This window comes from Winogradskyella vincentii, from assembly GCF_020166345.1.
Classification (GTDB): Bacteria; Bacteroidota; Bacteroidia; order Flavobacteriales; family Flavobacteriaceae; genus Winogradskyella; species Winogradskyella vincentii.
The window spans coordinates 255,703-270,434 of record NZ_JAIUJS010000004.1; the positions used below are offsets into that span (position 1 = coordinate 255,703).

Genomic DNA, 14,732 nt, shown 5'->3' on the forward strand with positions numbered 1-14,732 from the left:
AAACGATGAAAACATTTAAAAATATAAACCTCGTATTAATTCTGTTGTGTTTCTCATTTAGTTATGCACAACAGACGCCAGCCAAAGATCAAGCAATGGACTTTGCAATAGTTGGTGCAACTGCACATATTGGCAATGGAACTGTTATAGACAATAGTTTAATAATTGTGAGTAACGGTAAAATAACTAGAGTATTAGATAATAGTCAGCCAAATGCAGTCACACTACAAGCTATGGATATTATTGATGCTAAAGGAAAGCACGTTTATCCTGGTTTTATAGTTGCTAATGGTACTTTGGGATTGGTTGAAGTAGATGCTGTAAAAGCTTCTAATGACTTGTCGGAATTAGGAACTTTTAACCCACACATAAGAAGTATAATTGCCTATAATGCTGAATCTAAAATTGTGGAATCCATGAGACCTAATGGTGTTTTATTAGGCCAGGTAGTTCCAAGAAGTGGTCGGATTACCGGCACCTCATCTGTAGTGCAGTATGATGCATGGAATTGGGAAGATGCTGCTATTAAAACCGACAATGGGTTACATGTTAATTGGCCAAATAGTTTTAGCAGAGGCCGTTGGTGGCTAGGTGAAGATCCTGGATTAAAACCAAATAAAAACTATTCTAAACAAGTAAAGGAGTTAGACAACTATTTTAAGGAAGCGAAAAGTTATAATAACGGCTCAACAAAAGATGTACACCTACCTTTTGAAGGTATGGCTGGGGTTTTTGATGGTACCAAGAGACTATATATTAGTGCAAATGACGAAAAAGGTATTACCGATGCCGTAAATTTTGCTAAATCTCATGGTATTAGCAACATAACTATTGTAGGTGCTTATGAAGCTGGAAATATGACCGAATTCTTAAAGCAAAATAATATTTCCGTCTTTTTAAGACGTGTGCATACCAGACCAAATGCAGAAGATGATGACTATGACTTACCATTTAAGCTCGCAAAAAAATTGGTTGATGCTGGAGTTTTAGTTGCGTTAGAACCTAGCGGTCAAATGGAACGTATGAATTCTCGTAATCTGCCATTCTACGCAGGTACGACTGTAGCATATGGTTTAACAAAAGAACAAGCCGTACAACTCATTACAGAAAATCCAGCAAAGATTTTAGGTATTGATGATATGTATGGCACCTTGGAAGAAGGAAAAAGTGCAACACTTTTTATAAGTGAAGGTGATGCCTTGGATATGCGCACTAATAAAGTGATGCATGCCTTTATTGATGGTAGGAAATTAAGCTTAGAGACACACCAAACCGAACTTTGGCAACGATACGCCAAGAAATATGGTGTAGAAGACTAAAACAAAAAAGCGAACCAATTGGTTCGCTTTTTTGTTGTTTCATTTATTTTATTCAACAATTTTAGCAGTATCAGGTTTTATAAACAAAGTTGAATCTGGTGCTTCTTCACTGAGAGTAACCTCTTCAAATTTAACTGTATTTCTTTTTTCGGTTGGTACACCGTCTTCAACTTTATACCAATCAATACTTTTAGGTAGAACTAAACCATTTACAGTATGCCAATTGTTGTAATGGATAAATCTAAAGTCTTTACTCTTACCTTCTTTACCAAATGTTACAGTATAACCTAACCACTCCATTTTACCAGTTTTTTCATCATAATATACAAGATATTGATCATCAGGTGACTCTCCTACTCCAGCTTCATAAGAAATCAATAGTCCAGGATATGTGGTACCTTCAAATGTAAGTGGTTCTGTCTCTTCGTAAATAATACCACTATCTCCTAAAATAAAAGGCATTGCATAGAAGTACATCATTAGTCCTTTATAAAATCTGGCATTACCTTTATACTCAATATCATTTTTTTCATTTACCCAAAGCGTATTACCATCATTACCCATTGTATAGGTAGGTGTATCAATACGTTCTGCCCTAGTCTTAAGATGTGTTATAGTCAATTCTTTACCATTAGGCTTGTTCATTGTAAATGATAAGGTCTGCATGGTATTCCATGTATCAATGCCTCCATGTGCATCAAATACTTTGGTTATAACATCTGGAAAAATACTTGTTGTAATATCTTCTTTTTTAATATCCTCAATTGCTGTAGACGCTATAGTTGTTTCATTTTTACAGGATGAAACTATGACTAACATTAAGATCATTTGTAAAATGTGTTTCATGTTTTGATTTTTGTTTTGTGTATTTGACGTCAACCAAACTTTAAAATTACATTACTTTTGTTATAATTATGATAAAAGCTATTACAAGCACTCAAAATCCGTTAATAAAACAATTAGTTCTATTAAAGGATAAATCGCGTGAACGCAAGAAAAAAGGGCAATTTCTTATTGAAGGCAAGAGGGAACTTTCCTTATCAATAAAAGGTGGTTACAAAATTGAAACACTATTATTTTATCCCGATTTGTTTTCTGAAAGTGAAGCACGAGCCATGTCTCAATATGGAATTGAAATTATTGAAATTTCGAAAGATGTTTTTCAAAAGTTAGCCCATAGAGATACAACTGAAGGCGTAATAGCAATTGTGAATGCTAAACCACATACCATAGAAGAATTAAAACTCACTTCTAAAAACCCTTTAATACTTGTTGCTGAGGCACCCGAAAAACCTGGTAATATTGGTGCATTATTGCGAACAGCAGACGCTGCAAATATCGATGCTGTGATTATTGCCAATCCTAAATCTGATCTGTACAATCCAAATATTATAAGATCTAGTGTTGGTTGTGTATTCACAACAGAAATTGCTATAGCTAGTACCAAGGACACTATTGACTTTTTAAACAAATACAACTTCAATATATTTTCAGCAATATTACAAGAATCAGAGCCCTATCATACTCAAAATTATACATTACCTACAGCAATAGTTGTAGGTACAGAAGCTACAGGTTTAACCCAAGAATGGAGAAATGAATCCAAGGCCAATATCAGTATACCAATGCAAGGCGTTATTGATTCTATGAATGTGTCTGTTGCTGCAGGAATCCTTATTTTTGAAGCCAAAAGACAACGCGATTTTAACTAATATGACTGCAGATATACTCTTCTATATTATCATTGGTATTATTACTATCAATTTTATTAAAGATAAAATCCTCGATTCGCTAAATGCAAAACATTATAATGATCCAATACCTGAAGAGTTAAGTGATGTTTATGATGAAGATGATTATGCAAAATCACAGGCATACAAAGCCACCAATTACGGATTTAATCTTTGGACATCGCTTTTTTCATTTGCAATTACCTTAGCTTTTTTATTATTAGATGGGTTTGAATTTGTTGATAATCTAGCCAGAAGTGTTTCGGACAATCCAGTAATAGTTGGTTTATTATTTTTTGGAATTATAATGATTGCCAGTGATATAATTACAACTCCATTTTCTTATTACAAGACATTCGTGATTGAAGAAAGATTTGGATTTAATAAAACCACTAAAAAGACATTTCTTCTAGACAAACTTAAAGGATTACTGATGTTGGCAATTCTAGGAGGTGGTATTTTAGCGGTAGTCATTTGGTTTTATCAACTTACTGGGAATCAGTTTTGGCTATATGCTTGGGGAATTGTTACATTTTTTACTGTGTTTATGAATATGTTTTATTCTAAGCTTATCGTGCCAATGTTTAATAAACAAAAACCATTGGAAGAAGGGGAATTGCGACAAAAAATTTCAGATTATGCCAAGTCTGTAGGATTTAGTCTAAGTAAAATTTTTGTCATTGATGGTTCAAAACGCAGTACAAAAGCAAATGCCTATTTTTCTGGCTTTGGAAGTGAAAAAAGAGTTACACTTTACGACACCTTAATAAATGACTTGGAGGATGAAGAAATAGTTGCTGTTTTAGCACATGAAGTTGGACATTATAAACGGAAACACATCATTTTTAATTTAACAACTTCAATCTTACTAACGGGATTAACATTGTATATTCTCTCCATTTTTATTTCAAATCCATTATTGTCCAATGCTATTGGTGTAGAAACACCAAGCTTTCATGTTGGTTTAATTGCCTTTGGCCTACTCTACTCGCCGATTTCAGAACTTACAGGGTTAATAATGAATTACGTATCTAGAGTTTTTGAGTACCAAGCAGATGATTATGCCAAAAACACATATATGGCTGAACCACTTATTACATCCTTAAAAAAACTTTCTAAAAACAGTCTTAGCAATCTAACACCGCACAGGGCCTATGTTTTTATGCACTACTCACATCCAACATTATTGGATAGGGTTAGAAACTTGAGGAAATAGAATACAATAAAATTGGATTTCTTTTTTCTATCTTAGTACTTAGTCTAGGATTTCAATACTAACTCTAATGTCATCCTTTTCAAATAATTAGAAATGCAATATGATAAAGGGTCTTTACGAAACACATTTATTTGTTGAGAATATAGAACGATCAATTGATTTTTATTCTAAAACAATGGGTTTAAAGCTATGTCGTTTTAATGAAGAACACAGAACAGCATTTTTATGGATAGGAAAAGACAAACATTATATGCTGGGTTTATGGGAAAAACCAAAAGAAGAAATAGATGCTCGTCATTTTGCATTTGAATGTGAGCCAGATTGGGTTTTAAACGAATCAGTTGATTTTCTTAAATCACACAATCTAAATTTCTGGAATTTTTTAAATAATGATATTGAACAACCTATGGTATTCTGTTGGATGCCAGCAATTTCTATATATTTCAATGACCCAGATGGTCACGAACTTGAGTTTATTGGAATTTTAACTGGTAAATCTCAACCTAACAGTGAAAAACGTGTGGTTACTTATGAAGAATGGTTGAGAATAAAAGACAATTAAATCCAAGACAATAATTAACTAAATGAATAAAGGTATGACAACAACACCAGAACATGATGCACGTGTAGCCAACATGAAGTTCTCATCTGTTTATCCACACTATGTTACTAAAGTTGAGAAAAAAGGAAGAACGGTTGAAGAATTACATCAAGTTATAGAATGGCTAACAGGATTTGATAGTAAAAAATTACAACAACTAATTGATGAGCAAGTTACCTTTAAAACCTTTTTTGAACGCGCAAACTTAAACCCAAACGCACATCTAATAAAAGGTGTTATCTGTGGTTATAGAATTGAGGATATAGAGACACAACTAACAAGAGAAACTCGATATCTTGATAAATTGATTGATGAGTTGGCAAGAGGTCGTAAAATGGACAAAATTTTACGCAAAGCATAAGATTATCACTAAAATAATATTTAAGAAAACAGATTATAAAACAAACCTAATGAAACAAATTCCAACCATTTTAATAATTATTCTTTCGCTAATACTATTTAGTTGTAAAGATGAAAAGAAAACACAAAATACTATGCAAGAGACTACGGATACCTGGGAAGTTGATTTCCTTGATGAATTTGAAACCTTTAATCCAGAGAATTGGCAAGACCAGCGCATTTGGGTTAATAATGAAAATCATTGTTACGTACCTGATGGCGAATATGGAACTAGAGAAGTGAGTAATGGTACATTAAAAATCAAAGTAGTAAAGATTGATGAGAAAAGACCTTGTGATAATTTTGACAAGCATGGTATTCAACATCCTGACACCGAATATGTGGCTGGTCGTATTTGCTCCAAAAACCGCAAGGAATTTGTAAAAGGCAAATGGACAGCACGTCTTAAGCTTTCGAGCAATGGAGAACCAAGTATGTTCCCAGCATGGTGGTTATTAGGTGCACAAAACAATGAGCCACCTGTTCAAGAAGAAGATGAGAATATCTGTTGGCCGTTGACCGGTTCTGGTGAAATTGACATTTTTGAGCATCATGGAGATCATATGAAAGATGAATTCACAACTGGTGCTATTGTTAGTTTAGGTGAATGTGATAAGGGTGATTGGCAAAGCAAACGTCGTAATTTCCCAGCTACATTAAATGAGTTTCATGAATATTCCGTTGAATGGGAAGGCAGTGACCTTGTTTACCGCTTGGACGGTAATGAAGTATATAGAAATGAAGGTGAAGGTGATAAATATCCAGAACCTATGTTTGCAATTTTGAATTTTGCTAAAATCACTGACTCACCAATGGAAGGTGAATGGGTAATGGAAGTAGATTGGGTAAAGCATGAATTCAGAAAGTCATAGAAATTATGAGAATTCACATTGCTTTATTTTTTATTTTCTTCTTTACTAGTAACTTAATTGCACAGTCTAACAGAAATTTATTTGATTATGACAAGGAAAAAGAAAAGTTAGCAGTTGTTGTTCAAAGTAGAAATTTAGATTCTGTCACAATTTTTGAAAAAGTAGTGTTGGATGGCTTTGATTCTAAAATTCCTTTTTATCATTATATCAATAAAAGAAAGAGTAAAGTTAACTATGCTATTTTACTTCATGGATTGGGAGACTCAAAAGAAAGTTGGGTTTATCCCTCAGAACCATATCTAGAATGGAGTCAAAATTTGACTTCAATTAAAGATTCTCTTTTAACATTAGGGTATAGCCTAATTATACCAGACGCCAAATTTCATGGTGAGCGTAATTATGAATTAGATTTTAGACCACCTGAGTCTTTACCTCCTATTCTATCCAGAAATGAAAAAGACACGAAACTATTCGAAATCTTAATGACATCAACCGCAAAGGATTTAAGAATAATTATGGATTATGTTCAACAATTTAATAAGGTGAAAAACCAGTCATTTGGTGTAATTGGTTACAGTATGGGTGGTAATATTGCAATTTTGTTGAGTAACCACGATGAGCGTGTGGAATCTGTTGTTGCATGTGTACCTCCAATTAACCTTCCGGGTAAGGGAATAGAAACATTTGATTGGCCAGATGATTTAGTTCAGGGGCAATTAGATATTACACCAATGAAATATGCTATAAATCAAAATACACCCATACTACTATTAATGGGTAAGAGAGATTACTTCACACCTGTTGAGGATGCTGAACGTTTCTACAATAATATTTCTATTAATGAAAAAGAGTTAAAGTTTTTTGATTCTGGCCATATCCTACCAAATGAATACAAAATTGATGCTATCAGATGGATTTCACTCTACAATAAATTTTAAGGATGAAAAAAAAATCAAGCTTATATATCTCATTATTAGTAATCATTTTTGTGTTGCTCTATATAGTACTCAATGATAATAGTTCCGCACAAAATGAAAATTTGAATTACTTAGAAGTAACGACAAATTCTGATTATGACAATTTAGTATGGTCAGACGAATTTAATGGAAATGGGAAGTTAAATTCTGAAAAATGGTTTCACCAAACACAGTTACCTCCAGGAGGTAGTTGGTGGGGCGGAATTATTCAGCATTATACAGATAGTGAGACAAATACATATATGGAAAATGGGTACTTAAACCTAGTGGCAAAAAAAGAAACATTAACCGATCAAGGTGAAACCAAGCACTATACTTCTGCTAGGTTAAATTCTAAATTTGCTTTTACCTATGGTAAAGTGGAAGTTAAAGCTAAACTTCCTAAAGGTGTTGGCACTTGGCCCGCAATTTGGATGCTTAACACAAATATTGATGAGGACGGTGCGCATTGGGATAACAAAGGACTAGGAACAACCAAGTGGCCAAATTGTGGTGAAATAGATATTATTGAACATTGGGGCAAAAACCAAGATTATGTATCGAGTGCATTACATAATGGATCAAGTTATGGTGGACATGTAAAAAATGTTGGAGGTAGAAAAATCAAAAATGCTACAGATGACTTTCATATATACGCACTCGAATGGACTTCTGAAAAAATGATTTTTAGTGTAGATGGTGTAAATCATTATGAATATAATCCGAAGGTTAAAAATTCAAAGACCTGGCCATATGACTCTGATTACTATCTAATATTGAACATAGCCATTGAACCAAATATAGACCCAAACTTTAAAGAAAGTGCTATGTTAGTAGATTATATTAGAGTTTATCAATAAAATACAGTAAAATTTTCAACTTTCATTTTAAGGTTTAGTCACTAAATATAATTATTAATTGGCGGTCAATAGAATCAATACTTTAGATTACCTCAGAGGTCTTATGGCTTTAGGGATAATGATATATCATTATTATATATGGACTTTCAATAAATTAGGTGCAGATTCAATAATTGGAATTACAGGAGTCTACGGTGTTTCAGTTTTCTACATATTAAGTGGTTTAACACTATATCATGTTTATAACAAATCGCTGAAACTCCAAAATACTTTAGATTTTTTCATTAAAAGAATCTTCAGAATATTACCATTACTTTGGTTAAGTGTAGGGTTGAATATTTTTTTATTAAATAAGTCCTATGACTTTAATACTGTTTTTCTAAATCTTACTGGTTTATTTGGTTATTTAGACCATGATAACTATGTCACAACAGGCGCTTGGTCAATTGGGAATGAACTGGTTTTTTATAGTCTTTTCCCATTAATAATTATCTCTTCAAGTTGGAAACACTATTTAAATAATTTCTTTTTTATAATCTCCTTAATTGTTGGTTTATATTTCGCGTATTTTAAGCTCGTCCCAACAGAAAGTCTTTCAGGTCAGTGGTCTAATTATATAAATCCGTTAAATCAGATTTATCTTTTTGCTGGTGGTTCTATAATTGCGAAATATCTCTCAAATAAAAAAAACAACTTCATTGCAATAACCTTTTTATTATTGTGTGTGTTATTTATTATTCTATATCAAGTTGACGGAGACTTAATCAATCTGGTTACAGGAAATAATAGGATTTATTTTTCAGCATGTGCTTTTACTCTTACTTCTGCCTTTTATCTAATAGACATTAAAATTCATAAGCTTTTTCATTGGCTACTACTAAAATTGGGGCATATCTCTTATTCTATTTACTTAATGCATGCCATTATTTATTGGTACTCTGCCCAGTTCATCAACAAAAAAAACAACCAATTATTATTTTTCTTCTTGTGTATTGGTATTACTTTACTAGTAAGTTGGTTTACCTATCATTATTATGAGAAAACTTTCACTGTAATCCAAAAACGAATCTTAAGATTAGTCAATGATGCCAGAATAAGGATGTTGAAATCTAAATGACCTGACTATCATTAAACTATTATCATTTTAATTATCTTTCAGCTAGAAAATGAATATAATTTAATATTGTTTTTTAATGCGAATACTGTTAATACTTATACTGGCATCTGCCCTTATAGTAAGCTGTAGTCAAAAAGAAAATACCAATTTAAATGACTTAAGCATTGGTAGCACTAGTATTTCTGGAAAAAAAGAATATTTAACCTCGCCTTACGTAACCGCAGGCAACAGAGTTTATATAGTTGGACATCAAGATGGTTCATTCCCTGATTTGGGTTGGCACATTAAAGGTGAAATGGGTGGGATATGGAATCATCCTATTAAATTAATGGATGGATTTGATATTAAATTTTATGATGCAATTGACACGTTACATCTAGATAAAGCCAAAAGCTTCACCAACTATCCTATGGCAAGTAAGTTCAATTATCATTGGGAAAAAAGAAATATTGAAATTGAACGATGGCAATATATACCAGATAAAAAACAAGGTGCCGTTATTCAGCTAATAATTAAAAACCTTGGTGGTGAACAAAAGCTTAAATTAAAGTTTACCGGTACATCAGATTTAAGGCCTACTTGGCTTGGAGAACGAACCGATATGATAGATGGCAAGGACCAAGCTATATTTGATCAAAAATTCCAAGCATGGAAAGTAAAGGACAGCTTAAACCCTTGGCATACAGTATATGGATCGGATTTAGAATTTGAACAAGAATCAAGAACCAACTCATACCCAACTAAAGATAATACAAGTATTAACAGCCTTGAGGATACCTTGTTTTTATTTGCTGGTGAAACCCACATTGTCAATTATTATGTGGCGGGATCGTATACGTCAGAAAAAGACGCTATAGATACCTATATTGCTTTGAAAGAGGGTGTCAATTCTAATTTCAGTTCAAAGCTCAATAGATATAATGAGTTGGCAAATCAATCCAAACTTTCAATTCCAGATAAAGATATAGAGGAAGCTTTTGAATGGTTAAAATATAATTGTGATTGGTTAGTTAGAAAAGTACCTGAAATCGGGACAGGTATAACCGCAGGTATACCAGATTACCCATGGTGGTTCGGTGTAGATAGCGAATATGCATTGAAAGGTTATATGGCGATAGGTCAAACCGATGCGGTTTACGAAACCATTCGATTATTAGATAGTCTATCTGAAGCGACTAACGGAAATGGCAGAATAGTACATGAAGTTTCAACCAATGGTGCGGTATTTAATAAAGGAAATATTAACGAAACACCTCAATTTGCTTCTTTAATTTGGGAAGTATATCAGTGGAATGGCGATAAGGACTTTTTAATAACGTACTTCCCAACTATTAAGAAAGGGCTAAAATGGTTAATGACCGAAAACGATGCGAACAATAATTTATTTCCTGATGGTTATGGCATGATGGAAATTCATGGTATGGATAGCGAAATGATAGATGTTGCTGCATATACTCAACGTGCTTTTGTTGACGCTTCAAAAATTGCTCATGAATTAGGTGAAAATGAATTATCAGAAGAATATAGTTTAACGGCAAATAAGATAAAGCAAAAGATAAATTCAGAATTCTGGTCAGACGAGTTCAACTCCTATGCAGATTTTATAGGTACGGATGAGCAGGCACTTCATTTAATTGAAGATGCCATAAAAAGAGCTGAAACATTGAATAAGCCTTGGGCTGTAGAAGAACTCAAAGCCACCAAAACGGCAATTCTAAAAAATCCTTCTGCAGAATCAAGACCTTTTGTATTGCACCACAATTGGGTTGTAAATACGCCAATGGAAATGAACATTGCAGATAAGGATAAGGCAGAAAAAGCATTGAAAACTACTGAAAAATTCGTAAACCCATTTGGTGTTTTTGTTACAGGAATAGACAGGGATGAATCGGCAGGGTCTGATGATGGCTCCTTTAAAGGAACTAAAGTGTTTTCTTATACTGGCGCTGTAATGACACTGCCTACAAGTGTCCAGGCGGTTGCTGAAAATAATTATGGTAACCCAGATAAGGCACTAAACTATATTCAAAGAATGACAAGAACTTTTAGCTATGCATTTCCTGGAAGTATTTATGAAGTTTCTCCAGACTACGGTATGATAACACAAGCTTGGAATATTTATGGTTTTGCAGTTCCTATTGTTCAACAATTTTTTGGGATTAAACCACAGGCACAAAACAAAAAAATAATTATCAGTCCACAAATGCCTGAGAAGTGGGATAATGCATCTATCGAAAATGTTATCGTATCAGATAACTCAATTTCTGTACACTATTCAAAATCTAATGGCACCTTAAAACTTACTGTTGATCAAAAAAATCCTGAATGGGAAGTAGAAATAATAATGCCGAAATCAAAGGGTAAAACAACTTTTAAAATAATTAAAAGCACAATCCAGCCGGTAACTGATAATGAAAATATAATTGTAAAGACCAAATCCAAATCGACAGAATTAATTCTAAAATATTAAGTCATGAAAAAAATCATTTCCACTCTTTCGTTTTTATGTTTCATTGTTAGCATAAATGCTTAAAATCTTATCGGAGCATGGGAGTCTTATTCAACAACATCTTCTGGTGAAAAACTGAAAAGTGTCCTCGTGTTTGCGGATGGATTTCAAGTCTTAACAACTTACAATGCAACAACTGGAGAATTCATAAACACAAATGGAGGTTCCTGGAAATTGGAAGGTGATGTTATGACGGAGAAAGTTGAATTTAATTCTGATGATCCTGTGAACATTGGTAATGAGCATAGTTTTAAGGTTGATATTTCGGAGAATGAAATTAAGATTGCAGATAGCAATGAAGTCTTTAAAAGAATTGATGATGGTTCACCTGGCAATTTACAAGGTGCTTGGTTAATGTCTGGACGAGTTAGAGATGGCAAAACACAATCACGGGATACAAACAGGCCAAGAAAAACTATGAAAATATTATCAGGTACTCGGTTTCAATGGATTGCATATAATACTGAAACAAAAGAATTTAAGGGTACTGGTGGTGGCACATATACAACCATTGACGGTAATTATACAGAGAATATCGAGTTTTTTTCGAGAGATAACTCCAAGGCTGGTTTAAGTCTAAAATTCAATTATACGTTAATTGATGGAAACTGGCATCATAAGGGATTATCAAGTAAAGGAGATCCAATCCATGAAATTTGGAGCCTTAGGAAATAAAATAGAATGGCAAAAAATAAAAACAACGGTAAACTAGCATTGGCTATTGGTCTCTTAGGAACAATTGCAGGTTTAATTCTGATATTTCAAGACAACTTGATGATAGGTATTTTTGGAACTATTGCAAGCTTAGGTGTATCAATTAAAGGCTACCAAGATTATAAGTCTCAAAGTTCAAAATGAAATAGTAATTTTCGTAAAATTTCACTTCAACAAAGCGTTGCACATTAAATAAGCTTTCACTACTTTAGTTCTATGACTGATGTGGATATAGAAAAAGAAAATGCAGCAATTGCAAAAGCTTACAAGGAACTACTAAAAGTAAGCTATCAAACATTGAGCAAGGAGGATAAAAAATTGATTCGACAGGCTTTCGATGTGGCTGTAGATGCACATAAAGATCAGAGAAGAAAATCTGGTGAAGCCTATATATTTCACCCAATTGCTGTTGCTAAAATAGTCGCTCAAGAAATAGGTTTAGATGCTACTTCTATTGCTTCTGCCCTTCTACATGACGTAGTAGAAGACAATCCTAATTACACAATTGATGATATTGAACAACTTTTTGGAGAGGCAGTTGCACGGATTGTAGATGGTCTTACAAAAATTTCATCCTTAAAAAAAGATATGGATGTTTCTCTCCAGGCAGAGAACTTCCGGAAAATGTTGTTGACCTTAAATGAAGATGTACGAGTAATTATCATAAAGATTGCTGATCGTTTACACAACATGCAAACAATGGACTCAATGCGTGCGGATAAACAAGTAAAAATAGCATCAGAAACACTTTATATTTATGCGCCTCTAGCCCATAGAATAGGATTATACAATATTAAAACTGAACTTGAAGATCTTGGCTTAAAATATACAGAACCAGAGGTATATCAGGACATTGCCGAGAAAATGCAAGAGAGCAAAGAAGAACAAGATGCTTATATAAAATCCTTTTCTAAAGTAATAGAGAAATCTTTGAACAAAGAGGGTCTAAATTATGAAATAAAAGGTAGGCCAAAATCCATTTTTAGCATAAGAAGAAAAATGGTTAAGCAAGGTGTTTCTTTTGATGAAGTGTATGATAAGTTTGCCGTAAGAATAATTTACAAATCCGATTTTGAGAATGAAAAGTTTTTAGCTTGGAAAATATATTCAATTGTAACCGATCACTTCACTCCTAACCCAACACGATTAAGAGATTGGATTTCTTCTCCAAAATCAACGGGTTACGAAGCATTACATATTACTGTTGTTGGTCCTAAAAGCAGGTTTGTCGAGGTTCAGATAAGAAGCGAACGCATGAATGAAATAGCCGAAAAAGGCTATGCTGCACATTACAAGTACAAAAATCAAAATGTCAAGGAAGACAATTTAGATTTATGGATTAATAAGCTTCAGGAAGCTTTAGAGAATAATGAAGCCGATGCTGTTGATTTTGTTGAACAGTTTAAATTAAATCTTTATTCCAAAGAAATCTTCGTTTTTTCTCCAAAAGGAGATCTAAAATCATTACCTAAGGGAGCGACGCCATTGGATTTTGCTTTTAGTATTCATACTGAGGTTGGAATGAAAACTAGAGGAGCCAAGGTGAATGGCAAATTGGTCCCTTTAAGTCACAAACTACAAAGTGGTGATCGGGTAGAAATTTTAACCTCGGAAAATGCAAAACCAAATTCTAACTGGTTAGATTATGCAACAACGGCAAGGGCAAGGAGTAAAATTAAATCAGCTTTAAAAGCAGATACCAAAATTATTGCTGAAGAAGGTAAAGAAATTCTTAGACGTAAATTAAAACAGTTAAAGATTACACTGAATGAAAGTTCAGTGAACGAACTAGTCAATTATTTTAAATTAAGTACATCTCTAGATCTATTCTACCGTGTAGGTATTGGAACCATAGATAATACAAAATTAAAGGCCTTTGCTTCGTCGAGGAGTAATGCATTTGTAAGCTACATTAAAAATAAAATTAGAAAACCAGAGGTTTCAAAAGATCTTGACAAGGAAGAAATCACGTCTAAATATGACATGCTGGTTTTTGGTCAGGAGGAAGAGAAGCTAAATTATAAATTAGCAAACTGTTGTAACCCGATACCAGGTGACAAAGTTTTTGGTTTCTTAACCATAAATGACGGTATGAAAGTGCATAAAAAGAACTGCCCAAATGCAGTTAGCTTACAATCTAATTATGCCTACCGTATAATGCCAGCTAAATGGATTGATTCCTCACAGCAGGTATATACCTCACAAATTAACCTCTCAGGAATCGATAATTTAGGACTTGTTAACGACATTACAACTTTAATTTCTGAGAACATGCATGTTAATATGAAAAGCATCAGTTTTACCAGTGATGACGGAGTGTTTACAGGTAAGATTACGGTACAGGTTAAGAACCAAACAATGCTAAAAAAGTTAATAGATCGGTTGAAAAAAATTAATGGTATTGATAAGGTATCAAGAGCATAAAATTATGTAAATTTG

At 33.3% G+C, this 14,732-nt stretch carries 14 protein-coding genes; 13 read left to right on the forward strand and 1 reads right to left on the reverse strand.

Annotated features, from left to right (window positions below; all coding sequences use genetic code 11):
• The first annotated feature begins 5 nt into the window (after positions 1–5).
• Positions 6–1,319: an amidohydrolase family protein gene (locus LBV24_RS09755; protein ID WP_224478461.1), complete on the forward strand. Its 1,314-nt coding sequence runs from the start codon at positions 6–8 to the stop codon at positions 1,317–1,319.
• Between the two features lie 48 nt (positions 1,320–1,367).
• On the opposite strand, the gene LBV24_RS09760 is transcribed toward LBV24_RS09755, so the two are convergent.
• Positions 1,368–2,165, reverse strand: a complete 798-nt coding sequence (locus tag LBV24_RS09760) for a DUF6503 family protein (RefSeq protein WP_224478462.1) — start codon at positions 2,163–2,165, stop codon at positions 1,368–1,370.
• Positions 2,166–2,233: 68 nt separating this feature from the next.
• Here LBV24_RS09760 and LBV24_RS09765 point away from each other — a divergent pair, with 68 nt between their 5' ends.
• From LBV24_RS09765 to LBV24_RS09820, 12 genes are all read left to right on the forward strand, one after another.
• Positions 2,234–3,031 carry a TrmH family RNA methyltransferase gene (locus LBV24_RS09765; protein WP_224478463.1) on the forward strand — a complete coding sequence of 266 codons (798 nt, stop codon included), beginning with the start codon at positions 2,234–2,236 and terminating at the stop codon, positions 3,029–3,031.
• 1 nt (position 3,032) lies between these two features.
• A complete protein-coding gene (locus LBV24_RS09770) occupies positions 3,033–4,265 on the forward strand; it encodes a M48 family metallopeptidase (RefSeq protein WP_224478464.1) in 1,233 nt (410 codons plus the stop codon).
• Between the two features lie 100 nt (positions 4,266–4,365).
• A complete protein-coding gene (locus tag LBV24_RS09775; RefSeq protein ID WP_224478465.1) occupies positions 4,366–4,827 on the forward strand; it encodes a VOC family protein in 462 nt (153 codons plus the stop codon).
• A gap of 34 nt (positions 4,828–4,861) precedes the next feature.
• On the forward strand, positions 4,862–5,227 hold the full coding sequence (locus LBV24_RS09780) for a DUF2200 domain-containing protein (RefSeq protein WP_224478619.1): 366 nt from the start codon (positions 4,862–4,864) through the stop codon (positions 5,225–5,227).
• A gap of 49 nt (positions 5,228–5,276) precedes the next feature.
• Positions 5,277–6,137 carry a glycoside hydrolase family 16 protein gene (locus LBV24_RS09785; protein WP_224478466.1) on the forward strand — a complete coding sequence of 287 codons (861 nt, stop codon included), beginning with the start codon at positions 5,277–5,279 and terminating at the stop codon, positions 6,135–6,137.
• Positions 6,138–6,142: 5 nt separating this feature from the next.
• Positions 6,143–7,075, forward strand: coding sequence for an alpha/beta hydrolase family protein (locus LBV24_RS09790; RefSeq protein WP_224478467.1), 933 nt, complete (start codon positions 6,143–6,145; stop codon positions 7,073–7,075).
• A 2-nt stretch (positions 7,076–7,077) separates the two neighbouring features.
• On the forward strand, positions 7,078–7,953 hold the full coding sequence (locus LBV24_RS09795) for a glycoside hydrolase family 16 protein (protein WP_224478468.1): 876 nt from the start codon (positions 7,078–7,080) through the stop codon (positions 7,951–7,953).
• A gap of 58 nt (positions 7,954–8,011) precedes the next feature.
• Positions 8,012–9,070 carry an acyltransferase family protein gene (locus LBV24_RS09800; RefSeq protein ID WP_224478469.1) on the forward strand — a complete coding sequence of 353 codons (1,059 nt, stop codon included), beginning with the start codon at positions 8,012–8,014 and terminating at the stop codon, positions 9,068–9,070.
• A 76-nt stretch (positions 9,071–9,146) separates the two neighbouring features.
• The gene (locus LBV24_RS09805; RefSeq protein WP_224478470.1) at positions 9,147–11,540 is read left to right on the forward strand and encodes an alpha-L-rhamnosidase-related protein; all 2,394 of its coding nucleotides are present in this window, start codon (positions 9,147–9,149) and stop codon (positions 11,538–11,540) included.
• 129 nt (positions 11,541–11,669) lie between these two features.
• Positions 11,670–12,254 carry a membrane or secreted protein gene (locus tag LBV24_RS09810; protein ID WP_224478471.1) on the forward strand — a complete coding sequence of 195 codons (585 nt, stop codon included), beginning with the start codon at positions 11,670–11,672 and terminating at the stop codon, positions 12,252–12,254.
• 6 nt (positions 12,255–12,260) lie between these two features.
• A complete protein-coding gene (locus tag LBV24_RS09815) occupies positions 12,261–12,437 on the forward strand; it encodes a hypothetical protein (protein ID WP_224478472.1) in 177 nt (58 codons plus the stop codon).
• A 72-nt stretch (positions 12,438–12,509) separates the two neighbouring features.
• On the forward strand, positions 12,510–14,717 hold the full coding sequence (locus LBV24_RS09820) for a RelA/SpoT family protein (protein WP_224478473.1): 2,208 nt from the start codon (positions 12,510–12,512) through the stop codon (positions 14,715–14,717).
• Positions 14,718–14,732 lie beyond the last annotated feature (15 nt).